This is a genomic window from Anaerovorax odorimutans, from assembly GCF_024459955.1.
Lineage (GTDB): Bacteria > Bacillota > Clostridia > Peptostreptococcales > Anaerovoracaceae > Hominibacterium > Hominibacterium odorimutans_A.
Window position 1 is genome coordinate 17264 of record NZ_JANFXK010000020.1, and the last position, 25561, is coordinate 42824.

The following is a 25561-nucleotide window of genomic DNA, read 5'->3' on the forward strand; positions in this document are numbered from 1 at the left end:
GAAATGTCCGCCGGTCAGGGACCGACGGACATTTCATATTTCAATTCTTCGCGCAGCTTCAACAGCGCCTTTTTTTCGATCCTGGAAACATAGGATCTGCTGATCCCCAGAAGCGCGGCTACTTCTCTCTGTGTTCTCGGCTTATGGCCGAAAATTCCGTAGCGGTTGAGGACTACTGTTTTTTCTCTGGGAGTCAGCGAGGTGTTAATGGCCTGAAGCAGTTTTCCTACCTGGATCTTCAGACTGATATCATCCAGGATCGCGTCAGGGTCCGTGCCAAGAATATCATTAAAGCTGATCTCATTGCCGTCCTTATCCGTTCCAATGGGAACGGACAGTGAAACTTCCGCTTTGTTTTTCTTGGAAGACCGTATACTCATTAAAATCTCATTTTCAATGCATTTGGCTGCGTAAGTAGCCAGCCTGGTCGCCTTTTTGCTGCTGTAGGTATTCACTGCTTTAATGAGGCCAATGGTCCCGATGGAGATCAGGTCATCCCCCGGGAAGCCTGTGCCGGTATATTTTTTCGCAATGTGGGCCACCAGCCTCAGATTGCGTTCGATCAATACATCCTTTGCGTCTTCATCTCCTGATTCATAAAGAGATATATAATGTTCCTCCTCTGCAAGTGTTAACGGTTTCGGAAAGGAAACGCTCATTTATGTAACCCCCTCTATAGATTTTTACTATATGCAAAATCCAGAGGGGAAGTGCCTGACCCAGGCAAAAGTGCATGGTCCTATTTACACTGGAAAGACAGACAATCTGTGCACTGTTCAACAGTCGGACATGTTTCGTGAGTTCCTACTGTGATGCAGTCTAAAGAGCAGAAGTTCTGTGCTCCTGCGTGGTGTGTGCACTGTTCAACCGTACATTTGATGCTTTCATTGATATGGCTCATGTTTGTTACCTCCTTTTTCGTTCTCACTCATATTATGGCCGAAATGCGGAAAAATATGATTGAGAAACACTTGTTTAAGTTTTGAATTAATGGTAAAATATGTAAAAAGGAGGTGGAAATAGAGAATGAATATGAAACGGCTTCCGCCGGAAGAACGCCCGAGAGAAAAACTGTTTTTTTATGGAAAGGAGATGCTCACCAGTGCAGAATTGCTGGCAATCCTGCTTCGAACAGGAACCCAGGATAAAAGCGCCCTGGAAATAGCCCACGAAATACTTTCTCTGGATGAAAGGGGGATCCTATTTCTGGAAAACTGCAGTCCCGAGGAGCTGTCGAAGGTAAAAGGCATGGGAAAGGCAAAGGCTTGCCAGATCCTGGCGGCAATTGAACTGGGAAGGCGAGTGGCGACTCATCCGAGAAGAATCAAAAATGAAATTGCAAATCCTGATGATATCGTGCAACTTTTTATGGAAAAGATGAGATACTATAAGAAGGAGCATTTCAAAGTCCTGCTGATCAATGCCAAAGGCCAGATTATGGAAGACGCGGACATTTCCATCGGAGATCTGTGCTCAACGCTGATTCATCCGAGAGAAGTGTTCTGTCAGGCAGTCAAGCGCAGCGCGGCTTCGGTAGTATTCGTACATAATCATCCCAGCGGAGATCCCAAGCCCAGCGGACAGGACCTGGAGACTACAGCCAGGCTGGTACAGGCTGCGGCCATTTTAGGGATCAAAGTCCTGGATCATATCATTATCGGGGACGGTACATACATAAGTCTGAAAAGCGAGGGACTGATGTAAATCTAAAAAAAGGCTGGTAAGGTATGCGGTTTCGGGAGCACAAACAAATAGCGGCAGTAATTTTGGCAGTGATAATAGCAGTGGCCCTAATCGCAAGCCTTTTAAAGACGGGCGACGGGCCGGCAGGTCTGAAAGAAAATCTGCAGGGAGCGGCGTCCTATGTAACGGAGCCTGTCTCCAAGGCAGCGGACGGTATACGAAAGGGGTTTGGCGGTATCTTTCGATTTAAAGAGCTGACTGCTGAAAATCAGCGGCTGATAGAGGAAACGGACCGCCTGAAACAGGAAAATGCCGGTCTTGCGCTTAAACGGGAAGAAAAGGAGGAGCTGGAGGAGTTGAGTCAGGTCTTCCATTATGATGCGGCAAGAGAAAACGATCTGCAGGCAGCGGATATCATAGCGATGGATTATTCCAACTGGGAGGGCGTTTTTACCATCAACAAGGGGAGCGAGGAAGGTATCCGCACCGGCTGCACGGTGGTAAGCGGAGACGGCCTGGTGGGAAAGATTACCGAGGTTTCGAAGAGGACGGCAAAGGTGGCAATGCTTTTATCCGACAATAATAAAATCAGTTTTCGCACGGCCGGAGAAAAAGGACGGACCGGAGTGCTGCAAAGCGACGGCGGGAAGGGTTTGAAAGGATATTTGCTGGAAGAGGGAGAATCTGTGAGCAAAGGCGATACGCTGATGACTTCCGGTATCGGTCTTTACGCAAAAGGGATTAAAATCGGCAGGATAACCGATGTGGAGAAAAAAACAGGCACCCAGAGAGTGGTGGTCGAAGCGGAGCCCGCGGTGTCCTTTTTTCAGCTGAGAAAGGTGGCGGTTATACTATGAAGCCTTTACGGACAGCGCTTCTGCTGCTGATTGCTTTCTTTCTGCAGCCGGCAGCAGTAAAGCTGATATCCTGGGGAGGCGCGGGGCCCAATCTCCTCCTTTGCTTTACGGTTTTCCTTGTATTGACTGCGAGAGAGCCGGCTCCGGTCATTGGACTTTGTACGGCGGCGGCCGCTGTACAGGAGATGTGCTTTTCCCTTTATACAGGCCCCGGTACCGCGGCTATTTTTACCGTAGGAATTACGGCGGTTCTGGCCGGTAATTTTTTTACTGTGGAAAGCCCTGCCTTTTTAGCAGGCCTTATCGCAGCGGAAACGCTTCTCCACAGCGGCGTCCTTTGGGTCGTGCGGCATATTCTCGGAGCGCCTTATCGATTTCTCCATGTGCTGAGTCTGCAGCCCTTTTATATCCTATATAATCTGGCGATTATGGCGCTGCTCTATTTTATTTTCTTCAAAAAAGCGGAAGGCAGGTATTCGTTATGATTAAATTCTTTCAGTCGCGGTATGTTCAATTGGTTGCTCTGGTGTTGGCCCTGATGGGAATCCTGCTGGTAAGATTGTTCGTATTGACTGTGGTTCAAAAGGACGATTGGTCACAGGCCGCGGAAAACCTCAGTACAAAGACGATCTATGAATCAGCGCCGCGGGGTGAGATCCTGGACCGAAACGGTAAAGTGCTGGCGGGAAACACCTATACCATTTCCGTACGGCTCAGTAAGGGGAATATGACCGAGGAAAAGCTGAACCAGACCATACTGAATCTGGCAAAGGTACTGGAGAAAAACGGAGATGAAATGATTGACAATTTCCCCGTCAAACTCTCGTCCTCCGGGAGATTTTCCTATAAAAAAGATGAAAACAAAAGCGATTTTTTAAAAAGATTGGGGCTTTCGGAAGGAGTAAATGCAAAGGAGGCCTTTTCAAAAGCGCGAAATTATTTTAAAATAGATAGTAACTTGTCTTCTGAGGATGCCAGAAAGATTCTCACGGTGCGCAATGAAATGGCGGCTCTGGGCTATAAAAAATATATGCCCGTGACCGTGGCCAGAGACATATCGGACCGTTCGGTGGCTGTGCTGGAAGAAAACAGCGAAGCTTATCCCGGAGTAGAGGTCTTTTCTCAGGTTTCCCGCAGTTATCCAGAAGGCAGTACCGCTTCTCATATTCTTGGGTATCTGGGTAAAATTTCCGACAGTGAAAAAGAAAAATATGTGTCAGAGCTGGGATATCAAAGCTGGGACCTGATAGGAAAAGACGGCATTGAAAAGGCTTATGAAGATGTTCTCAAAGGGACGGCAGGCGAAAAAAAGGTACAGGTGGACGCTGCCGGGAATCTGGTGAGGACCATCAATCAAACGGAAGCCAAAAAAGGCGGCGATGTGACTCTGACCATTGATCTTGATTTACAAAAGACCGCGGAAAAAGCGCTCAAACAGGCGCTGAATACGATGCAGAGGGGCGGAACCTTTGTCAGCGAGTACGGCAATTACACCATGAAGAGGGCCGTAAACGCACAGGTGGGGGCCGTAGTCGCTTTGGATGTGGAAAACGGTGACGTTCTGGCTATGGCCAGCTGTCCGGACTTTGACCCCAATCTCTTTGCGAACGGCATATCCACCAATGACTGGAAATCGCTGCAAAGCAAAAATCCACGGGATCCGCTGGCGCCGGCGCCGCTGTACAACGTGGCTGCAAAGAGCGCCGTACAGCCGGGTTCTACCTTTAAAATGGTTACTGCCACAGCGGCTCTTCAATGCGGGCTGAACCCGCAGCGCCGTCTATACGACAACGGATACGTGCAGCTGGGCAATAATTCCTTCGGCTGCGTGGTCTGGAATCTGAATCGTAAAAAACATGGATATCTCAATTTGCAGGAAGCCCTGGAAGTTTCCTGCAACTACTATTTCTTTGACGCAGCCACGGGAAAAGATTTTTATACGGGAAACAGTCTGGGCTATAAGAAAAAAATATCCATTGATACGATTATGGATTATGCGGCTCAGTACGGGCTGGGCCAGCCTACTGGAATCGAAATCCCGGAGACAGTTACAGCAACGCCTTCTAAAGAATCGAAGATCAGCGGACTTCGCAGCTCGCTGAAAAATGTTCTCCTGGCGGAAGCCGAAACCTGGTTTGAGAAAAGCACTGTGGCGGACCGCTCTCTGCTGGATAAGAAAATAAGCACCATTACGGGGTGGATCGGTGAGGATCTGACAAAGGCGCAGCTGGAAAACAGACTGAGCCAGTTGTCGGGAATCAAGGAAAGTAAGATCCCCGCATTGGCGGATCTGTGCAAATACACGTATATCAACCAGGCCACCTGGAATACGGGCGATGCTTTAAATATTGCCATCGGCCAGGGAATCAATTCCTACACGCCCCTTCAAATGGCCGGATATGTGGCGACTTTAGGAAATAAAGGGGTACGAAATCAAATAAGTTTGGTTGAAAAGATTGAGGGACGTGGTACAATAGAAAAGGACGCGTCTCAAAAAGTACAGGTCAATGATGATTCGTACTTTGATGAGATCATCGAGGGAATGGTACGCGTAGCCAACGGAAGCGGCGGGAGTCTGACCCGTCTCTTCAAGGGATTCCCCGTGACCGTGGCGGGAAAGACCGGGACTGCGCAGAGATCGGGAAAAATCAATCCCGTTGATGAGGAAGAATATATAAAAAACCACCTTGGCGCCATAGCGCCGTCTCTCAGCTGGTCGGATATTCAAAAAGAGAAAAAACGTCTGATGAAGACTTATCCGGACATCTATACTACGCGCCATACCGCAGTTCGGCGCGCAGTCATGAATCTGAGCGGCGGAAAGGTAACGGCGGCCAAAATCGACCAATACAAGGCAAACTATGACAATTTTGCCTGGGTAGTGACTATGGCCCCGGCAGACGATCCCAAGATCGCTGTCGCGGTGATGATCGCGCAGGGGAGCACGGCAGCCAATGCCGGACCCGTAGCCAGGGAAGTCATGGGCGAATATTTTAAGCAGAAAGAAAAATAAAAGTTAGTGAGGAAGAAATGGGCGAAGTAATTTTAGTTGCATCAGGTAAAGGAGGCACCGGGAAAACGGCGGTGACAGCCAATATGGGAGCTCTTTTGGCAAGACAGGGCTACAAAGTGGCCCTGCTTGACATGGATATGGGTATGCGGAATCTGGACCTGTATTTAGGGCTTGAGAATCGGGTCGTTTATAACATCATGGACGTCCTTTCCGGTATCTGCAAGATTAAAAGAGCACTGATTAAAGACAGGCGTTTCGAGAATCTGTACCTGATGTCAGCATGCCCAAGAAAAGACAATCGCGACATCACGCCGCTTCACATGGAGATCCTGTGCCGAAAACTGAAAAAGAATTTTGACTATGTATTCATAGACTGTCCGGCGGGAATCGGAAGCGGTCTTGACATCTCTCTGGCCGGAGCCGACCGGGCTCTTTTGGTCACGGAAGCCGATATCGCCGCTTTGCGGGATGCCGATGTGCTCAATCGCTATCTGATTAAAGCGGGCATTAAAGATACCTGCTATATTGTCAATAAAGTAAGGGTTGATCTGATGGCGGAGCATCTGGTTCCGGATCTGAAGGAAATTTCCGAGATCCTCAACAGCCGGCTGATCGGGTTGATCCAGTTTGACGATAATATCTATATTTCCACTAACAGGGGAATTCCCATCGTTTATAAGGAAGGAACCTACATAGAGGAAAATTTCCGCAATATTCTCAGACGGCTGATGGAAACCGGGACCGTATAATCCGGGCGTTTACAGCCCTGTGCGGCGGCCGCGGATTCCGACGCTGACAATAAGTCCCAGGGCGGCCATTCCTGAAAGCACGGAGGAACCTCCATAGCTGATAAAGGGAAGGGTGACGCCGGTTACAGGCATAATCCCCATAGTCATGGCGATGTTTTCAAAGACCTGAAAGAGAAACATGCCTAAAAATCCGATGGACAGGAGCGCTCCGTAAAGATCCGCCGCACGGTACACCACTTTTGCCGTACGGTACAAAAAAACGGCAAAGAGCAGGATCACCAGAGCTCCGCCCAGCATTCCCAATTCTTCCACGATCACGGAAAAAATGAAGTCCGATTTTTGAACCGGAAGGAAATCCAGTTCTTTTTGCGTGCCCGCAAAGAGACCCTTGCCGAAAAAGCCGCCGGATCCGATGGCTACTTTGGAATTCCAGACGTGGTAGTTTCCGGGAAGTCCCAGGTCGCTGGGATGAAGGAAGGCGTCGATTCTCCGTTTCTGGTAAGGCGCCATCAGACCGTAGGCGATGGGCAAAGACAGAAGAAAAAATACTGCGAAGCGGGCAAAGATCCTGTGATCAATGCCGGCAAAGAAAATCATGAATACCCAGATGAAGCAATATACGATGGCGCTCCCCAGATCCTCCTTGACAACAATGAGAATGAAGGGCGCTGCGTATAAGGCGGCGAGAATGACGCCGCTCAGCTGGCGGAGCGTGGATTTATTCCTGGAAAAATAGTTGGCCATGAGAATTGTAAAAGAGATTTTAACGATCTCAGAAGGCTGCAGAGTGGTGAAGCCCAGATCGATCCACGATCTGGCCCCGTTGGATACGATCCCCAGCCCCGGAATGTAGACGGTCAAAAGGAAAAGCAGCGAACCGATGTAAAGGGCTTTGCTGAAGTCCTGGAATTTGCGGTAATCGAAGAGAATCATCGCGGCCACGGCAAAAAAGCCCAGGCCGTAGGCAATGCTCTGGATCACAATGTCCCGCACGGCCACCTGACCGTTTTTACAGGAAATGCTGGTGATCATTGTAATGCTCAGGATTGCGAAACATATGGCAATGACAAAAAAGACTTTGTCTGCATTTTTCCATAATTTCCAATAATTGTCCATCCATTCCCTTTCATGACCTTGACTAGTTGCCTTCAAAACATTATAATGTTAATGTGTGATTTTATTTAAAAATTATTACGTAATGCATGATTTTTATTATATTTTACAAGCTAACTCAATGATACGAATATGAAAAAAAACAAAAGAAAAGGAGGTGTTTAAATGGCAAATATCGTTATACCTATTGTCGTGGGAATTATAACCCTGCTGCTGGGGATTTTAATCGGATATATAATCAGAAAGACAGTTGGAGAAAAGGCGATCGGCAGTGCGGAACAGAAAGCGAAGAACCTGATTCTGGACGCCGAAAACAGATCGGAGACGATCCGTAAAGAGTATATACTCGAAGCCAAAGAAGAAGCGCATAAGCTCAGAAGCGACGCAGACCGCGAAATTCGCGAACGCCGTTCCGAGATTTCCAAATCGGAGCGCAGACTGATTCAAAAAGAGGAATCAATCGACAGAAAACTTGAAAATATAGAGAAAAAAGAAGAAAGCATTACAAGTAAAGAGCAATCGATCATATCGAAGCAGAAAGAATTAGATCACGTACTGGAAAGACAGATGGAGGAGCTGGAAAAGATATCGGGCTACTCCGTAGAAGAAGCAAAAGCCATATTGCTGGAAAACACGGAAAAGGAGATTCGTTACGAAGCATCCGTAATGATCAAGGACATCGAGGCCAAGGCCAAGGAAGAGGCGGACAAGAAAGCAAAAGAAATCATTACCGGAGCGATTCAGAGATGTGCCGCAGACCATGTGGCTGAAAGTACGGTTTCCGTTGTTCCGCTTCCAAATGATGAAATGAAGGGACGTATCATTGGCAGAGAAGGAAGAAACATCAGAGCCATCGAAACTCTGACCGGCATCGACCTGATTATCGACGATACGCCGGAGGCAGTGATCTTATCGGGCTTTGACCCGGTGAGAAGAGAAGTCGCACGGCTGTCTCTTGAGAAACTCATTGTTGACGGAAGAATCCACCCTGCAAGGATTGAAGAAATGGTTAAGAAATCCGAGCGGGAAGTCAATGCCATTATTAAAGAAGAAGGTGAACAGGCTACGTTCGAGGTGGGGATACATAACCTGCATCCGGAGCTTGTGAAGCTGCTGGGAAGACTTAAATACCGGACGTCCTACGGACAGAACGTGCTGAAGCATTCCATCGAGGTAGCTCATCTGGCCGGTCTGATGGCCGGAGAACTGGGCTTGGATATTACACTTGCCAAGAGAGCAGGCTTGCTCCATGATATCGGTAAAGCCATTGACCACGAAAAAGAAGGCACCCATGTTGATCTGGGAATCGAGGTACTGAAAAAGTACAAGGAGTCGGAAGCCGTTATCAACGGTATGGCAGCCCATCACGGCGACTACGAACCGAAGTCCATGGAAGCTGTGCTGATCGCAGCGGCGGACGCTCTGTCAGCAGCCAGACCCGGCGCAAGGAGAGAAACGCTGGAGACGTATATCAAGCGGCTGGAAAAGCTGGAAGATATCGCCAACACGACTCCGGGCGTGGACAAATCTTTCGCCATTCAGGCAGGAAGAGAAATTCGGATCATCGCCAAACCGGACGAGGTCACCGACGAATCCATCATATTCCTGGCAAGGGATATTTCAAAGAAGATCGAATCGGAGCTTGAATATCCGGGACAGATCAAGGTTAATGTAGTTCGTGAGACGCGGGCTATTGATTATGCGAAATAAAGGAGAATGTTTTACTCCGGCTATTAGTCCTCGGAACCCCGCAGCTGCGGGGTTCCTGCGGAGATAGCCTGCGTAAGAACATTCTCCTTTTTGATAGATAAGATTTTGGTTGGGGGAAGGGCGTTGATGGTTTGGGAGATAAGCAAATGTTTTACTCCGGCTATGGCCTTTTTGCCCGCTGCTTTAGCGGCGTTGGCAAAACGGACAGCGAAGCGGAGCGGAGGAGTGAGCGGGCAGCGAACGTTGTCCTCGGAACCCCGCAACTGCGGGGTTCCTGCGGAGATAGCCTGCGTAAGAACATTCTCCTTTTTGGTAGATAAGACTTTGGTTGTGGGGAGGGCGTTGGTAGTTTGGGAAATAGGGATGATGATTTTGCTATGGACACAGCTTTTTTGCCCGGCGCTTTAGCGGCGTTGTGTAAAATTTTAACATTTGTGTTCTAAAAGGGCGGGTTTGCTGCTGATGCCCACACAAATCCGATGCAAAGGGGCGTATGATGAGATTAATTTGCTTTAAAAAGTGCAGATTTGCATATCAATTTGCTGTTTTTGACGAATGAACGGGTCGATTCTTGTTCGCAAACGGGATTCGACGCTGCTTTAGGGTGATTTTGTGTGGGCATCGGCTGTAAATTAGCCTGTCTCGAACACAAATCGCCAAAAACCTTTGAATTGGGCCGAATCTATATTATAATCATTAGTAATAAATTTGATTGTTGAGGGAGGTAACGTATGAAGGCTTTATTGTTAAACGGTAGTCCAAGAAAGGGCAATACTTGTGCGGCGCTTGACGCGTTAAAAAAGGGAATGGCAAATATACAGGGCCTAGAGCTGAAAGAGGTGGTTGCGGAACAGGTAAGCGTCAGCCCATGCATTGCCTGTGAATCCTGCGGAAGCAACAGCCACTGTGTATTTGAGGATGATACCAATGATATTGTGGACGCAGTGGTGGCAGCAGATATCCTGGTATTTGCCACTCCGGTCTACTGGTGGGGCATGACGGCACAGCTGAAAACCATTATTGACAAATTTTATTCCCGGTCAAAAGATCTTCACGATTTGAAAAAGCAGGTGGGCGTGATCGTAATCGGCGAGGCGCAGCAGGACGACCCTCAGTACGAAATCATTCCTAAGCAGTTCGCTTGTATCTGCGGCTACCTGGGCTGGGAAATCGCTTTTTCCAAGACCTATACGGCGGCAGCTGCCGATGATCTGGCAAAGTCGGATGAAGCAATGAAAGAAATCGAGATGCTTTGGAAGAACTTTAAATAAAGGAATTCGTAAGCTGGACTCAATGAAACGGGTTGGGCTCACTCTCTGAGCTACCTGACTCCAAAACAGTATCGGCAATACTTTGCGGATTCATCAATGACTACTTATTAAGATAACTGTCTACTTTTTGTTGACTAATGCACCCGGATCTCTGGCGATAATGTAGACGGGTTTGTGTTTACACTTCTATAAGAAATAGCAGAGGTGCCTTCCTCGACTGTGATAGCTGGGGAAGGCACCTTTTAATGTGATGATTTTCAGCGGCAGCAGCAGAAAGTTGCGCTGGGGTTCTTGACAAACAAAAGAAAAAGGCACATAATTGAACTATAAAGTTTTTAAAAAACTCGCCAGTATCCTGAATGACAAAAGGATGCGCAGGGGGAGTTTTTATTTGGGAGGAAATTGATTCATGGAAATAAAAAAGCAACATATACTGGAGGCAGCCTCTGAATTATTTCTGGAAAAGGGCTACACAAGCACATCCATGCAGGATGTGGCGGAAGGCTGCAATGTTTCAAAGGCAACTCTCTATAAATTTTTTCAGTCAAAGGAAAGCTTGGGAATCATGGGGATGTTTTATCTGACCGGACAGATGACAGAGCGAGTTGAAAAGGTTGTGAGCGCGGGAAACATGGCACCCAGGGATATTTTGCGGGAGAGCATTATCATACGCATGGAGCGGTGTGCCGACCGGAACCGGTTTATCGATGAGCTGCTTTTTTCTCTTCCACAGGATCAGAGAGAAAATTATTTGCCGGCGATTAACAAAAGCCGTTTTGATATATTTGAATTGTTTTCCGGAATCATTATGAAAGCCTTCGGGCTGGAGAATGAAACCATTGCCAGTGAGCTGACGCTCAACCTCAACGGTTTGATTAAAGAAATCACCTTTATAGCCGGGGAGACCATTTTGGAGCTGGATGAAAGAAAGACTGCGGACTTCATCATTGACAGTCTGGAAGCCATTATGGAAAAACGGAGAAATAAGAAATCTCTCATGACAGAGGAACAGCTGACAGCACTGCGGAAGGCATTTTGTGATGAAGGAAAAATGCTGCGTTCCGTTCTTCGTAAAAAGAGATTGATGGGTTCCCTTCGGGGGACGCTGGATGACTATGAGAAAAACGGCCGCACCCTCAGTTTGCAGGAGGCGGAAGCCATAATCGGGGAATTGAAGCAGCTTGAAGAAAGCGAGGAGGTATAAAATGGATGAACATGTTGTTCAGAAAAAAGGTGAAAACCACCATATTTTAATTATTGGTGTTATGCTCTCGGGGGCGTTTATCGCGGTTCTCAATCAGACCGTGCTTTCACCGGCGCTCCCCAGCATCATGCGGGATATGAATATTACAGCGGTGGAAGGTCAGTGGCTGACGACGGCCTTTATGCTGGTTAATGGCATTATGATTCCCATAACCGCGTATCTGATCAATCGCTTTACCACCAGGCAGATTTTCCTGAGTTCGATGATCCTGTTTACCATGGGAACGGCTCTGGCTGGATTTTCAAAAACCTTTCTGGTCCTTTTGATCGCACGTATCCTGCAGGCCATGGCAGCGGGCATTCTCATGCCGATGATTCAGACGGTCATTCTGCTGCTTTTCCCCAGAGAGAAAAGAGGCTCGGCCATGGGAACGGTGGGAATCGTAATCGCTTTCGCACCTGCCGTAGGCCCGACTCTATCGGGCTGGTTTGTCGATGCGTGGGGCTGGAACAGTATTTTTCTGGTTATTGCGCCGCTGGCGGCCATTGACGTGCTCTTTGGCTTTGGCCTTTTGAAAAATGTCGGCGAGACGAAAAAACTTAAGCTGGACCAGCGTTCTGTGATTTATTCCACGCTGGGATTCGGCGGGCTGCTCTACGGGTGCAGCTCGGCCGGAAGCTACGGGTGGTTTCATCCTATGACCCTGGCTCCTTTGGTGGCGGGAATCGTATTTCTGGTTGTTTTTGTGAGGAGACAGCTTAAGACAGAGAATCCTCTATTGGAACTGAAAATACTCAAAACCAGAATTTTTGCTTATTCCACCATCATTGCCATGATTGTAAACGCCTCCCTGATTGCAGGTACGATTATCACTCCGATCTACCTGCAAAACGTGCTGCATTTTTCAGCGCTGCAATCCGGCCTGATTATGCTGCCGGGGGCGGTACTCATGGGCATTATGAGTCCAATTACCGGAAATCTGTTCGACCGGTTCGGGCCAAGAGGAATTGCCATTACCGGCCTTACCATTATGACCGGGTTTTCCTTCTTCTTTGTGTTTATCGATGAGACTTGGGTATTTTCTCATCTTTGTATCATCTACACGGTGAGACTGTTTGGTATGTCCATGGTCAACATGCCGCTGACAACCTGGGGACTCAACTCGCTGGAGAATAATATGATCGCCCACGGCAGCGCTATCAACAATACTGCCAGGCAGGTAGCGGGTTCCATCGGTACGGCCATCCTGATTACGATTATGGCTATGGTGACAGCGCTGAACCAGGGGGCAGGGGAACTGGAAGCTACACTGAGAGGCATGCATGCCGCTTACGGAGTTGCAGCCTGTCTGGGCGTGGTGGCGCTGGTGATGGCCATCCTCTTTGTAAAAAGAGAAAAGCGGACGGACGATATCTTTTGCGATTGATTTTATGTTACAATAGAAGAAAAACAATGGGAGGCAACAATAATGAGCAAGCAGCATCATGTTATAACAATTGGCAGGCAGCTGGGAAGCGGCGGTTCTGACATGGGCAAAGCCATTGCGGAGTATTTTGGCTTTAAATACATAGACAAAGAGATTCTGGTCAAGGCGGCGGAGGTCATGAATATGACGGAAGAAAATCTGGAATATGTGGATGAAAAGAACACTACGGTTTGGACCACGCTGGCCCAGACCGCAGTCTATGAAATGCCCTATATCGCAGATGAGTGGTACGTACCTACCAGCAAGCAGCTTTTCGATACACAGACCAGAATTATGCGGGAAGCAGTGGAAGCCGGCCCCTGTGTGATTATCGGCCGGTGTGCGCCGCATCTGTTCCGGAATTATGAAAAGCACGCCAGCATCTTTTTACAGGCGGACATGGAAGCGCGTATGAAACGGCTGGAAAAAACGCTGGGGAAACCAGTAAAGGGCGATAAGGGCAGAAGGCAGATGGAAAAAGAGGACCGGGAAAGGGCGCGTTATTACAATACCTTTACCGGCAGGAAGTGGCTGGATCTTCGGGAATACGATTTTGTTCTCGATACAACGCCGTTCTCCGATGAGCAGACCCAGGAGCTTTTGGTCAATTACATCAAAACCAGATTCCCGGAACTGCGAGGATAGTTCTATTGGCATTTGGCCAAATTGCTATTTTTATCAACACGCAGCGAAAAAACAGGTTCTTGTTGGCCTTTTTTCAAGGATACAGAGCATGGGAGCAGAAAAATTCGGTCAATATGCAGATTTGAACAGGATCAGAGATCGCAAACCTTGGAAATACTTCAACAACAAAAGCGAAATGAATCCATTGTTGAACAAATAGGCATATCAGTTAAAAAAGGCTGCATTCTACCAGGAAGAAACGTCTATCCAATTTCAGCTTATAACGTGCTAAATTGATTTCGGAGCTTTCATCAAAAAAAGAAATGAAAGCGGATCTTTTTTCAACGTTTCTTGCCCTTGCTGGTCGATTTTAAGGGGAATTTCCCGAAAATAAATTCGTAAAACCTGCAAACCCACATGTTTTGTCCGCTCCAGCCCAGCCTCAAAGCAAAAAGCGCCAAGCTACCTTTTTGTCAGGCCGCCGGCAAGCTTTGCGATTGCTAATCTTTGACGCACAAAAAAATAACGCCCTGTGCAATTCGTTAAAAAACGGCACAGGGCGTTTTCAGCGTGCGCCCGGCGGCGCTGTTTTGCCAATCTGCCTTTCTGTTATTGACGTTCCCCGGCCAATGAGATAAAATAAATTGGTTACAGACAAAGGAGAATCTATGATTTATTTGGATAACAGTGCGACAACAAGACAGCATGATCGGGTCACAGAGATCATGGTCAAATATATGAAAGAGGACTTCGGAAACCCTTCTTCTCTCTACAGCCTGGGAGTAACGGCTGAAAAGGCCGTGAAAGAGGCCCGGAAAAAGCTGATGAGGGCGATGGATCTTAAGCAGGGAAATCTTTATTTTACCTCCTGCGGTACGGAGGCCGACAGCATGGCTCTTTTGGGAGCTGCGCAGGCCCGCAGGAGAAGAGGAAACCGGATCATTACCTCGCAGGTGGAGCATCCGGCTGTGCTGGAAGCCTGCAAGCGGCTGGAGGATCAGGGCTTTGAAGTGATCTATGTGGGCGTGGATAAGAATTGCCGGCTCAACATGGACCAGCTTGCTGCCGCCATAAACGAGGAAACAATCCTCATTTCCATCATGCAGGTGAACAATGAGACCGGGGCGGTCATGCCTGTCGATGAGGTCGGGGATATCAAGAAAAACGCGCTTCTGCATACCGATGCGGTACAGGCCCTGGGAAAGCTTCCTCTGCCCAGGAAAGCCGATATGATTTCCGTCAGTGGCCATAAGATTCACGGACCGAAAGGCATCGGAGCTTTATGGATCGACAAGGGTGTGAATATTCCCGCCTTTCTTGTGGGCGGCGGCCAGGAGTCCGGTATGCGTTCGGGTACGGAAAACGTTCCTGCCATTGCCGGATTTGGTGAAGCCGCGGAGCTTTCCGCGTCAGAATCAGCCGGAGCGGATTCGGTCCGCAAGGTCAGGGACTACCTGCTTGCGGGTATTAGAGATGAGATCAGAGATATCCGGGTCAACAGCCCCGAGGACGGATGCCCATCGGTGCTGAATATTTCTTTTCTGGGCACCAGGGCAGAAGTCCTTTTACACACCTTAGAACAGGATGAAATCTACGTTTCCACAGGATCCGCGTGCTCGTCCAATAAAAAGGGACAGAGCCATGTGCTGACGGCCATGGGCCTTTCCGACAAGGAAATAGAAGGCGCTATCCGCTTCAGCTTTAGCAGATATAATCGTATTGAGGAAATGGACCTGGTACTGGAAAAAGTAAAAGCCGCGGTGGCTCGTTTTCGGAAGCTGGGCAGTTTCCGGTAAGCGCTCAGGCGGCTTGGCCAGGTAAACGAAAAAAGGAGAAATCAATGAATCAGGAACATATTTTCATCGTAAGATGCGGTGAGGTGGCGCTCAAGGGCATGAACAAGCCTTACTTCGAGCGCATGCTGGCAGAACGTATCCGCAAGCTGCTCAAACGGAAATTCGATCGTTTCGATGTGAAGCGTCATGAAGGACTTATCTTCGTGCGGGCAGATAAAGAGTATGATAAAGAGGCTATCATCAAGGAGATTTCCAAGGTGTTTGGCGTAGCTTCCATCAGTCCGGCAGTGGAAACCGAGTCCAATCTGGACGCCATCGGCGAGGCGGCCATCGAATATATGAATGAGCTGATTGAAGAAAAGGGCATAAAGACCTTTAAAGTAAATGCCAAACGGGCCGATAAGAATTTCCCTGTAAAGTCGCCGGAAATCGGCAGAATTATCGGGGCTAAAATTTTGATTGGCTGCAAAGTGCTGAAAGTAGATGTTCATAACCCGGACTGCCTGCTGTTCGTGGATGTGCGTCACGACAAATCCTACATTTATCAGGATAAGATCGCGGGCTTCGGAGGTTTGCCTCTGGGCACCAACGGAAAGGGTATGACCCTGCTGTCCGGCGGTATCGACAGTCCGGTTGCCACCTGGATGATGGCAAAGCGGGGAATGCTCATCGAAGCGATCCATTTCCATTCTTACCCCTACACCAGCCAGCGGGCGCAGGAAAAGGTGGAAGAGCTGGCAAAGATCGTTGCCACTTACTGCGGGCGGTTTAAAATGCATGTTATCAACCTGTTGCCGATTCAGGAGCAAATCGTGCAGAATTGCCCGGAAGAAGAGACAACTATTCTGGTGCGCCGCTTTATGATGCGGATTGCCGAGCAGGTAGCCTGCGAGACAGGCTGTGGTATGCTGATCACCGGGGAAAATCTGGGGCAGGTTGCCAGCCAGACAGCGGAAGCCCTGGTGGTGACAGACGCGTCCGTGCAGATGCCGGTCATGCGGCCGCTGATTGCCATGGATAAAGTGGATATTATGGATAAGGCGCGGGAGATCGGAACTTATGAAACCTCCATTCAGCCTTATGAGGACTGCTGTACCGTGTTTCTGCCAAAACATCCGGCCACCAAGCCCAAGCTGGAACGCATTCTGGCATCCGAAAGCAAGCTGGATTGCGACAAATTAATCGCCGATGCCGTAGCTTCCCGCGAGACGATCGACATAAAACCCGAATAAACGCTAAAAATAGAAGAATTTCCTCCTTTTCTCTTAAGGACAAGCCCCCTGCTTCGTACTATAATTTAAATGTACGCTGCGGAAAGAGAAAGGAGGACTTTTATTATGCATTTAAACTTTCAGATGACCGACAATATTCTCGTTGCCTCCGCATTCGGAGAATTGGATCACCACAGTGCCAGCACAGTGAGAGACGAGATCGATGAGACTATGGAGGCTTTCCAGTGCCGCCATCTGATCCTGGATTTTGCGAAGGTGACATTTATGGACAGCTCCGGCATCGGTGTGGTGCTGGGCAGATATAACAAGGTGACAAAAAAGGGCGGAAGAATTTTTCTGGCCGGCTGTTCGGAGTTTGTAGAGAAAATCCTGTATATGGCGGGAATTTTTACAGTAGTGGACAAGCAGAAAAGTGTTGAAGATGCCATCTGCCTCATTAAAGGGCAGGAGCAGCTGCAGATGGAGGTGACGGTCAGTGGAGAATAGAATGAGGATCGAATTTGCTGCCTTGGCGGAAAACGAAGCCTTCGCCAGATCGGCGGCCGCGGCTTTCGTAGCCTGTATGGACCCAACTATCGAAGAATTGACGGAGATTAAAACAGGCGTGTCGGAGGCTGTCAGCAACAGCATCATCCATGGATACAAAGAAAATCCCAACGGTACTGTCGAGCTGGAATGCCAGATTCGCGAAGGAGGAAAAATTGTAATTATTGTACGCGACCAGGGCGTGGGAATTGAGGACGTGAATAAGGCCAGAGAGCCGATGTTCACCACAGGGAAAACGGAAGAACGGTCGGGCATGGGCTTTACCGTTATGGAAAGCTTCATGGACCGACTGGAAGTAGAATCTCGTGCCGGAGAGGGAACGACGGTAACGATGATTAAGCAGCTTGATCTGAGCGATGGCCTCTAAATATGTGCCGGTAAAAAAAGAAGATACATACGCACTAATTGAACGGGCGCAGCAAGGCGACGAAGAAGCCCGGGAACAGATCGTAAATCAGAATACAGGACTTGTAAAAAATTTAGCACTGAAGTTTACCGGCTCCGGTTATGAACTGGACGACCTGCTGCAAATCGGATTCATGGGCCTCCTTAAGGCCATCGACCGGTTTGACACAGGCTTTGACGTTATGTTTTCCACCTATGCCGTTCCCATGATCCTGGGGGAAATCAAACGGTATATCCGCGATGACGGTAAGATTAAAGTCAGCCGTCAGCTGAAAATGGATATACGAAATCTAAAACGACTCAAAGAAGAATATTATAATAAGAACGGAACCTGGCCCAAGCTGAGCTATCTGGCGGAAGAAATGGAAATGCCTGTGGAAAAGATTCTGGAAATCCTGGATGCGGGTGAAGCGCTGGCCAATGTGGAAAGTTTGGACAACAGCGAAATCTCCGAAGGCTACCGGGAGAAAAAGGTCAGTCATGTGTCCGAAGAAGAGCGGAATATCGATATGATTGATCTGAAAATGATTATCGGCACTTTATCGGACAGAGAAAGGCAGATCATTGTACTCCGGTACTTCAAAGACATGACACAGCAGCAGATTGCTGGCAAAATGGGGATTTCCCAGGTGCAGGTTTCCCGAATTGAAAAAAAGGTACTGAAAAATATGCGGGAGAAAATGGCCGAGTAGAAGCAGAAAACGTTTCGCCCGCTCCGGTCCAATTTCAAAGATAAAAACGCCGGGCTATCTTTTTGTCAGATGGTTCGTAGCTTTAGGCTCCGCAGTCGGTAACTTTCTGAAAAAACCGATGCAAAGTTACGCAAAGTTGTAGGCTTGCGGGTGCTTGAAACCGTTAAAAGTGAAAATTTGTGCTGCCAGCCGCTTCGGAGGCCGTAGGATCATTGAAAAGTGCGTAACTTCCTGAAAAAATCAGGATTCGTTACCGGTTAGATGCGGGTTTGCCCGAGTGTCCTTGGAGAATAAGACAGAATATCAAATTGCTATTTTCATCAACACGTAGCGAAAAATCGAGTTCTTGTTGACCTTTTTTCAAGGATACAGAGCCTGCGGGCGCAGAAACTCGATTAATATGCGGCTTTGGGCAGGGGTAATGGCCTCAAACCTTGAAAATACATCAACAACAAGGCCGAAATGGCGCCGCTGTTGAGCAAATATGCATATCGCTAAAAAGCCTCAACTGACCAGCTTGCGCAGCCTTACCGCAAAGCAGAAAATAGTGAAAGCCACGAATAGCTTGACAAAAGATGGTTTGGCGCTTTTTGCTTTGAAAGTGGACTGGAGCGGATAAAACATGTGGGTTTGCGGGTTTTACGGCTTTATTTGGGGAGAGCTTTCACTTAATCTTGACCAGCAAGGGCAAGAAACGTTGAAAAAAGATCCGCTTTCACCTATTTTTTTTTAATAAAAGATCCGGAAACGATTTAGCGCATTATAGTGTAAAATTAATCGGACGTTTCTTTCTGGTCGGACGCAGCCCGGATGCGGCAGAAAACGGGTTTGGCTTTGCGACCAAATTCCGATTTTGCCGGAAAATCCCGCGACCATTCTCTCCAAAGAAGCATCCTGGTCGCAGGCCGGTTTTGCACATATTCTTTCCTGCGGTAAAGCCTGGCTAATTTTATCATTCGGACACGTTTATAAATCCACGCGAAAAAATAACTGAAACTTTTAAAGAAAACTATTGAAAGAGACCCTGTAGTCGTTGTATAATATCAATTGTGTCAGATGCTACTGTGGCTCAGGGGTAGAGCAGCTCACTCGTAATGAGCAGGTCGTCGGTTCAAATCCGACCAGTAGCTCCAGAGATAAATTCCTTCAAACTCAGCGATTTTAACGAGTTTGAGGGAATTTTTTATAATATAGGAAATATCGAATGCGTGGCATTTCGTTTATTTTAAGGAATTCATAATTGTAAGTTAAAGCATTATGCTCCCTTTTCTGTTTTAATAAAATCGGAAGGAGGGAGTTATTATGAGAAAAAGACGTAAGAGTAAATTAAAAAATGTGTTTTTATTACTATGCGGCTTGATAGCGCTTAATCTTGGGACTGCCGTTTATTTTATCCATATGGAGGGTGGAAGCTCATTATTGCCGCAGGCTGAAAAAACCAAGAGTCAGCTTGTGCGCGATGATTTTGATCCGGATACGATCTCCAGCCCCTATGTGTATCTGATGAGCCGGCACAGTAAGGAGCCCCTCTTCGATAAAAAATCAAATCAAAAAATGTATCCGGCATCTATGACAAAGATCATGACGGTTTTGCTCGGGGTCGAAAACCTGGACAATCTGGAGCAGCAAATTGACCTGCCTGATAATTTTGGGAAATTGATTTTGAAGAATGCTTCTATGGCCGGCTTTTCCCCAGGTGAAGCGGTTACGGCAAAGGATTTGCTTTATGGTGCGCTCCTTCCATCGGGAGCAGACGCATGCATGGGGATTGCCGTGGCAGTTTCGGGTTCGGAAAGTAAATTTGTGAAAAAAATGAATCAAAAGGCAGAAGAAATCGGCATGGTGAATACACACTTTGTCAACGAGGACGGGCTGCACGATCCCGATCATTACAGCACGGTAAAAGACATTGCGCTTTTGCTCGATTATGCGCTGGACAATAAAACGTTTTATAAGATATTCACAACCCAAAAATATCAGACAAACCCAAATCAAATGCATCCCGAAGGTATGGTTTTTATCAGCACCTTAGTTCACAGTACGGATCATACCAGTTTTAAAAACGGAAAAATCTTAGGCGGTAAAACAGGGTACACGGATCAGGCGGGACTGTGTCTTGCCAGCCTCGGAGTAAAACACAATGAGTTTTACATTCTTGTAACAGGAGGCGCGCCGGGCACAAACCATACGGAGCCCCTGCACATTGAAGATGCCTTAAACATTTATGGAAATTATCTGAGATGATGTTTTGCCCGCACTCCGTTGAATTGACATGCCGGTCATGCTGCGCTATTATGGAAATGTTATATCACTGAAAGGAGATGGCTCCAATGGCGAAAACGCTTCCAACCGCTAAAACAAGCCCTCAAATACACAATATCCCTCCGGTCTGGGATGCCCGTTCCCAAATTTTGGTTTTGGGCAGCTTTCCTTCGGTAAAATCCAGGGAAGCTCAGTTCTTCTACGGGCATCCGCAGAACCGTTTCTGGAGGGTTTTATCCGGCGTACTCGACCAGCCGGTTCCGGAAACGATCCCGCAGAAAAAGGAATTTCTCCTTGAAAACCACATCGCTGTTTGGGATGTGATTGCTTCCTGTGAGATCGAGGGCTCCAGTGACAGCACCATCCGCAATGTAGTTCCCAATGACCTGGCGCATATCCTAGACCATGCACCCATCGCACAGATTTACTGCAACGGCGCAAAGTCTTATGACCTCTATAGAAAATACTGCCAGCCCTGTTCAGGCAGGCCGGCGGTCAAGCTGCCTTCCACCAGTCCCGCCAATGCGGCCTATTCGCTGAGCAGGCTGCTGGAAAGCTGGCAGGTTATAAAAAAATAACCTGCGGTGAGCGATTCGCGCATGGCGCTCACTTTCATATTGTAGATTTTTTTGAAATATAGGAAATGCTACGCATTGGATATTTCCTATATTATAAAAAATCCTCAATGAGATCTGCAATGATCGTGCTTTCCAGGACATAGCTGGTATGGGACTCTCCTTCCAGAATATTCAGCTGGCTGAGGGCAATGTTTTCCGCTATAAAACGAGTATGGGATTCTTTAATCATATCATCGCTGCCGGCTGTCACCAGTACCGGAATCTTGATTTTTCTCAAATCTTCCGCAGTCAAATGGGGCTGCGTGATTTCCATTTTCAAAAGCGGATCGCCAGTGACCGAATAGCTTTTTTCCATTGCCAAGCGATCTTCATCTTTGATCCCTTCAGGATACAAATTGGCGCCGCTGACCATCAATGCGGACAGCAGCTCCGGGTGCTGGGAAGCGAGAATAATGCCTGTAATTCCGCCATCGCTGAACCCGTATAATGCCGGGCGCTCCAATTGCTTTTCCTTTATAAACGCTTCCACGTCATCGGCCATGTCCTGATAATTGTATTCACTGGCAGCGCTGCTTTTGCCCTGGCCGCGGCTGTCAATGGCATATACGGTATAGTTTTTGCTCAGCCTGTCTATGATGTGATCGAAGCTATGGCAGCTGCCGCCTCCCCCATGCAGCAAAATCAGAGGCTTTCCCTCTCCCTGCTGTACGTAAGCCAGATTCACACCATTGACATCTATGTATTGTTCCTCTATTTTGCCGGCGCATCCCGCCATGATTCCCAGAACCACAAAAACCAACAGAATCAGTTTTCTTTTCATTCACTTTCACCTCATTTTCCATTATAGCAAATTTTCATTGCGAAATGATCCCTTCTGGTATATCATTTTCGTAATAAAGGAAAACGGAGGTCACAAATGAGTAAATTACTGATTATTGTAGATATGCAAAACGATTTTATTGACGGCGCGCTGGGCACGCAGGAAGCTCAGGAAATTGTAGCTCGTGTAAATGAAAAGATTCAGGAGTATGATCAGCGGGGAGATCTGGTTATTTTCACCGCCGACACCCATAGCAAAGAGTATCTGGAAACGCAGGAAGGCCGCAATCTTCCGGTTCCCCACTGCATGAAAGGGAGTCAGGGCTGGGAGATCAGCAGCGCCCTTTTCCGCCCGCAGGACGCACCAGTAATTGAAAAGGATACCTTTGGCTCCAAAGAGCTGGGCATCATGCTGATGGAAATGGAACGGGCCGGTGAAGTTCCGGCGGAAATTGAACTGGTCGGCTTGTGTACCGATATCTGCGTAATTTCCAATGCCATGATAGTCAAGGCCTTTTTACCTGAAGTCCCGGTTACTGTGGACGCTTCCTGCTGCGCCGGAGTGACGCCGGAAAGTCACGAAAATGCACTAAAGGCAATGGAAGTCTGCCAGATTCATGTAATTGGAAAGGAATAGGGCAGTTGAAAGGCCCCTTGCTTACAGTATGAACCCGTTTGCGCTGTAGTTGCCTGCTTTTCAGCAGATTGACGGCGAGGTCTTTTTCAAGGAATATGCATATTTGCTCAACAGCGGGTGCATTTTGACTTGGTTGTTGAGGTGTTTCCAAGGTTTGCGGCCACTGCTCCTGTTCAAAACCCCATACAGGATCGAATTCTTGTTCCCGAAGGCACTGTATCTTTGAAAAAAGGTCAACAAGAATGCGATTTTTCGCTGCATGTTGATGAAAATAGCGATTTGATATTCTGTCTTATTCTCCAATGGTACCCGGGCAAACCCGCATCCAACCGGTAACGAATCCTGATTTCTTCGATGATCCTACGGCCTCCGAAGCGGCTGGCAGCACAAATTTTCATTTTTAACAATTTCAAGCACCCGCAAGCCCACAACTTTGCGTAACTTTGCATCGGGTTTTTCAGAAAGTTACCGACTGCGGAGCCTAAAGCTGTGAGCCATATCGGGGCCTTTTTCAAGGAATATGCATATTTGCTCAACAACGGGTGCGTTTTGACTTGGCTGTTGAGATGTTTCCAAGGTTTGCGGCCTCTGCTCCTGTCCAAAGTCCCATACTGGATCAAGTTTTTGTGCTCGAAGGCACGGCATCCTTGAAAAAAGCTCAACAAGAGCTTATTTTTTCGCTGCGTGTTGATGAAAATAGCAATCTGCCATTTGGGCAGCTTTTATATAAGCCGATTCCTGCGGCACAGCGCACTATACTTGCCGTAAAACGGGGTGAACCGCCCCCCTCTACATAGCCAGATCCTTTTTCGAATCATCATTGATATGCGAAAACGCTTTTCTTGAGCCAATGACAATGGCGGCCGAAATGACCAGGCTGCCGAAGACAATCCATTGGGGAGCCAGCCAGTCGAACAGCACTCCGTAAAGGGCCTGACCGATAGGCTGGGAGCACATGGAGATTGCCATTACAAAAGAAATTACCTTGCCGATCAGATTGCCCGGAACTTCTCCCTGCACATAAGAAAGCATCTGTACCGTGAACATAGTAGCCAGCAGCATCATGAGAAAATAGCAGCATACCAGCACCACATAGGAAACCATCGGAGGTGCGCCGAAAAGGAGACAAACTCCTATTGGTAAAAGAGTTGCCACTGCCGCCAGAAGAAGCTTCCAAACCTTCTCTACGTTCAGTTTATTTGCGAAAACCCCTACCAAAACGCCGCCCAGAAGGCCTCCTGCTGCTGAAATTCCCTGCGCATAGCCATAGAGCTGACCGGAAAGAGCAAGATGGATTTTAATAATGACAGGTACTCCGACAATGATCATAGAAGAAAGCACCAGGTTGAAAAGCGCTACGATGATGATTACTTTTTGAATAATCGGTTTTTCCCTGTGAATATAGTGGAGACTGTCCGCCATATCCTGCTTTACAATGGAGATGACGCTGCCTTCCCCGGGAAGTTTGTTATACGGTATGCGGATAAAAATTTCCATAACCGCGGAGAGGAAAAAACAGATTCCGCTGATGATTACCACCTGAGTGATGCCGAAGGCTTCATAAACAATGCCTCCAAGAACAGGCCCGATCAAATTGGCCAGAGCCGAAATCTGATTGATGATCGCATTGGCTGTCATCAAATTTTCCTTTTCCTGCAAAAACGGAATGCTGGACTGGACAGAAGGCTGATACAGAGACTGGATGGCAGAGAGCAGCATCATGACAATCAAAACCAGGGCTTCCGGTGAAAACAGCCCGTTTGAAAGCAGAAAAAACGCGGCCAGGATCGCCGTAAAAAAGTCCAGTATTACCATAATATTGCGCTTGTTGACCCGGTCGGCCAGAATTCCGCCTATAGGCGAAAGCAGCACCATGGGAATAAAAGAGCAGGCCAGCACCACCCCAAAGAGGGAAGCGGATCCGGTTCGGTCCAAAAGATAGAGCGGCAGAGCGAATCTCAGGGTTGCGTTTCCAAAGAGAGAAACGATCTGCCCGATCATAATCAGAGTAAAGTTGCGGTTCAATAACTTCATGATAAAATCTCCTTTCATACATTCGTTTGGTATGTATAATCCCAAAAAACTGCCGCCCGGAAGGGCAGCAAATATAGACAATTGTTTATTCTTCCAATAGCTCCTGGTAAGAAAGCACGACTTCCAGTACGTCATCATCCATGACAGGAAGCCCTATTTGTTCCAGCATTGTTTTCAGAAACAGGACTTTGCTGACATAAGCTTCTTTTGTTTCACGAAACACGAGGGGGTTGATCCAAATATTTGCAAGTAAAAGAAGAACTTCGGCGGCTTCTTTGGGCTGTGTTACGGTGATGCTGCCGTCTGCGATCCCTTCCTCGATATAAGGAATCAGCATTGGGGCCGATTCCTTGGCCGACTGATAGACCTCCTGCGCTAAGAATTTCGGGTTGTGAAAATAATCGGGAATCGCTTCCATCCATTGACGCTGATCGGCATTGTCCATACAGTAGAGACAGATTTCTTTCAGCTTAGAAAGACCGTCCAACTGATCCTCGCGGCCTTTAAATAGTTCTTCAAAGTGGATGCTGTTGAACATGCGCTCTCCAACGGCTTCAATGATGTCTTCCTTTGAAGAAAAGTGGTGGTAAATGGCTCCCTTGCTCAAATCTCCCAGATCGTCCACAATATCCTGGATGGTTGTCTTTTCATATCCTTTCTCCAAAAACAACTTTGTGGCCGAATCGAGAATTCGATTTATGGTGATTTCCGGGTATTTATTTCTCGACATTGCCGGCTCCTTTTCATACATACGTTTGGTATGTATATAAAATAACACGGGTATTATTGGTTGTCAAGTGGTATAATGAACGCATCAGATTGGAGACGGCGTTGCCGCAAGGAGGCGTTCATTGAATCACGCTGCGACGCG

General features: G+C 47.7%; 24 protein-coding genes and 1 tRNA gene. 19 read left to right on the plus strand and 6 right to left on the minus strand.

Annotation, left to right across the window (positions count from 1 at the left end):
- Positions 1-14: 14 nt before the first annotated feature.
- Positions 15-659 (minus strand): RNA polymerase sporulation sigma factor SigK, encoded by a 645-nt coding sequence (sigK, locus tag NE619_RS15020; RefSeq protein WP_256133273.1) that lies wholly within the window; start codon positions 657-659, stop codon positions 15-17.
- 80 nt (positions 660-739) lie between these two features.
- Positions 740-901: a DUF1540 domain-containing protein gene (locus NE619_RS15025; RefSeq protein ID WP_256133274.1), complete on the minus strand. Its 162-nt coding sequence runs from the start codon at positions 899-901 to the stop codon at positions 740-742.
- A 125-nt stretch (positions 902-1026) separates the two neighbouring features.
- Between NE619_RS15025 and radC the strand changes: the two genes are divergently transcribed.
- Genes radC through minD form a run of 5 tightly spaced genes read left to right on the plus strand, consistent with a single transcriptional unit; the run spans position 1027 to position 6302 of the window.
- Positions 1027-1704, plus strand: a complete 678-nt coding sequence (gene radC / locus NE619_RS15030) for a RadC family protein (protein ID WP_256133275.1) — start codon at positions 1027-1029, stop codon at positions 1702-1704.
- A gap of 23 nt (positions 1705-1727) precedes the next feature.
- Positions 1728-2540, plus strand: a complete 813-nt coding sequence (mreC, locus tag NE619_RS15035) for a rod shape-determining protein MreC (protein ID WP_256133276.1) — start codon at positions 1728-1730, stop codon at positions 2538-2540.
- Positions 2537-3025: a hypothetical protein gene (locus NE619_RS15040; RefSeq protein ID WP_256133277.1), complete on the plus strand. Its 489-nt coding sequence runs from the start codon at positions 2537-2539 to the stop codon at positions 3023-3025. The genes mreC and NE619_RS15040 overlap by 4 nt, the downstream gene beginning before the upstream one ends.
- Positions 3022-5553 (plus strand): penicillin-binding transpeptidase domain-containing protein, encoded by a 2532-nt coding sequence (locus tag NE619_RS15045; protein ID WP_256133278.1) that lies wholly within the window; start codon positions 3022-3024, stop codon positions 5551-5553. Before NE619_RS15040 ends, NE619_RS15045 begins: the two co-directional genes overlap by 4 nt.
- Positions 5554-5570: 17 nt before the next feature.
- Positions 5571-6302 (plus strand): septum site-determining protein MinD, encoded by a 732-nt coding sequence (gene minD, locus NE619_RS15050; RefSeq protein ID WP_256133279.1) that lies wholly within the window; start codon positions 5571-5573, stop codon positions 6300-6302.
- A gap of 9 nt (positions 6303-6311) precedes the next feature.
- Here the strand turns inward: minD and NE619_RS15055 are convergent, their stop codons facing one another.
- Positions 6312-7418: an FtsW/RodA/SpoVE family cell cycle protein gene (locus NE619_RS15055; RefSeq protein WP_256133280.1), complete on the minus strand. Its 1107-nt coding sequence runs from the start codon at positions 7416-7418 to the stop codon at positions 6312-6314.
- A 162-nt stretch (positions 7419-7580) separates the two neighbouring features.
- On the opposite strand from NE619_RS15055, the gene rny reads away from it, so the two are divergent.
- The 13 genes from rny (at position 7581) to NE619_RS15120 (ending at position 21200) form a co-directional block, all read left to right on the plus strand.
- Entirely contained in the window at positions 7581-9125 is a 1545-nt protein-coding gene (gene rny / locus NE619_RS15060; protein WP_256133282.1) for a ribonuclease Y, read from the plus strand.
- Between the two features lie 731 nt (positions 9126-9856).
- A complete protein-coding gene (locus NE619_RS15065) occupies positions 9857-10396 on the plus strand; it encodes a flavodoxin family protein (RefSeq protein WP_256133283.1) in 540 nt (179 codons plus the stop codon).
- 409 nt (positions 10397-10805) lie between these two features.
- Positions 10806-11600, plus strand: coding sequence for a TetR/AcrR family transcriptional regulator (locus tag NE619_RS15070; protein WP_256133284.1), 795 nt, complete (start codon positions 10806-10808; stop codon positions 11598-11600).
- A gap of 1 nt (position 11601) precedes the next feature.
- Positions 11602-13026 (plus strand): MDR family MFS transporter, encoded by a 1425-nt coding sequence (locus tag NE619_RS15075; RefSeq protein ID WP_256133285.1) that lies wholly within the window; start codon positions 11602-11604, stop codon positions 13024-13026.
- Between the two features lie 42 nt (positions 13027-13068).
- On the plus strand, positions 13069-13710 hold the full coding sequence (locus tag NE619_RS15080) for an AAA family ATPase (RefSeq protein WP_256133286.1): 642 nt from the start codon (positions 13069-13071) through the stop codon (positions 13708-13710).
- A gap of 647 nt (positions 13711-14357) precedes the next feature.
- A complete protein-coding gene (locus NE619_RS15085) occupies positions 14358-15485 on the plus strand; it encodes a cysteine desulfurase family protein (protein WP_256133287.1) in 1128 nt (375 codons plus the stop codon).
- Between the two features lie 44 nt (positions 15486-15529).
- Positions 15530-16717, plus strand: coding sequence for a tRNA uracil 4-sulfurtransferase ThiI (gene thiI, locus NE619_RS15090; RefSeq protein WP_256133288.1), 1188 nt, complete (start codon positions 15530-15532; stop codon positions 16715-16717).
- A gap of 105 nt (positions 16718-16822) precedes the next feature.
- Positions 16823-17203 (plus strand): anti-sigma F factor antagonist, encoded by a 381-nt coding sequence (gene spoIIAA, locus NE619_RS15095; protein WP_256133289.1) that lies wholly within the window; start codon positions 16823-16825, stop codon positions 17201-17203.
- A complete protein-coding gene (gene spoIIAB, locus NE619_RS15100; protein ID WP_420314512.1) occupies positions 17193-17630 on the plus strand; it encodes an anti-sigma F factor in 438 nt (145 codons plus the stop codon). Before spoIIAA ends, spoIIAB begins: the two co-directional genes overlap by 11 nt.
- A complete protein-coding gene (locus NE619_RS15105) occupies positions 17620-18360 on the plus strand; it encodes a sigma-70 family RNA polymerase sigma factor (protein ID WP_256133291.1) in 741 nt (246 codons plus the stop codon). Before spoIIAB ends, NE619_RS15105 begins: the two co-directional genes overlap by 11 nt.
- A 1058-nt stretch (positions 18361-19418) precedes the next feature.
- A tRNA-Thr gene (locus NE619_RS15110) sits at positions 19419-19493 on the plus strand.
- A gap of 169 nt (positions 19494-19662) precedes the next feature.
- Complete coding sequence (locus tag NE619_RS15115; RefSeq protein WP_256133292.1) at positions 19663-20604, plus strand: D-alanyl-D-alanine carboxypeptidase family protein; 942 nt, start codon at positions 19663-19665, stop codon at positions 20602-20604.
- A gap of 86 nt (positions 20605-20690) precedes the next feature.
- Positions 20691-21200, plus strand: coding sequence for a DNA-deoxyinosine glycosylase (locus NE619_RS15120; RefSeq protein ID WP_256133293.1), 510 nt, complete (start codon positions 20691-20693; stop codon positions 21198-21200).
- A 91-nt stretch (positions 21201-21291) separates the two neighbouring features.
- Here NE619_RS15120 and NE619_RS15125 read toward each other — a convergent pair whose 3' ends face one another.
- Positions 21292-22020, minus strand: coding sequence for an alpha/beta fold hydrolase (locus NE619_RS15125; protein ID WP_256133294.1), 729 nt, complete (start codon positions 22018-22020; stop codon positions 21292-21294).
- A 96-nt stretch (positions 22021-22116) separates the two neighbouring features.
- Between NE619_RS15125 and NE619_RS15130 the strand changes: the two genes are divergently transcribed.
- The gene (locus NE619_RS15130; RefSeq protein WP_256133295.1) at positions 22117-22656 is read left to right on the plus strand and encodes a cysteine hydrolase family protein; all 540 of its coding nucleotides are present in this window, start codon (positions 22117-22119) and stop codon (positions 22654-22656) included.
- Positions 22657-23445: 789 nt separating this feature from the next.
- On the opposite strand, the gene NE619_RS15135 is transcribed toward NE619_RS15130, so the two are convergent.
- Positions 23446-24690: an MFS transporter gene (locus NE619_RS15135; RefSeq protein ID WP_256133296.1), complete on the minus strand. Its 1245-nt coding sequence runs from the start codon at positions 24688-24690 to the stop codon at positions 23446-23448.
- Between the two features lie 85 nt (positions 24691-24775).
- Positions 24776-25420: a TetR/AcrR family transcriptional regulator gene (locus NE619_RS15140; RefSeq protein WP_256133297.1), complete on the minus strand. Its 645-nt coding sequence runs from the start codon at positions 25418-25420 to the stop codon at positions 24776-24778.
- Positions 25421-25561 lie beyond the last annotated feature (141 nt).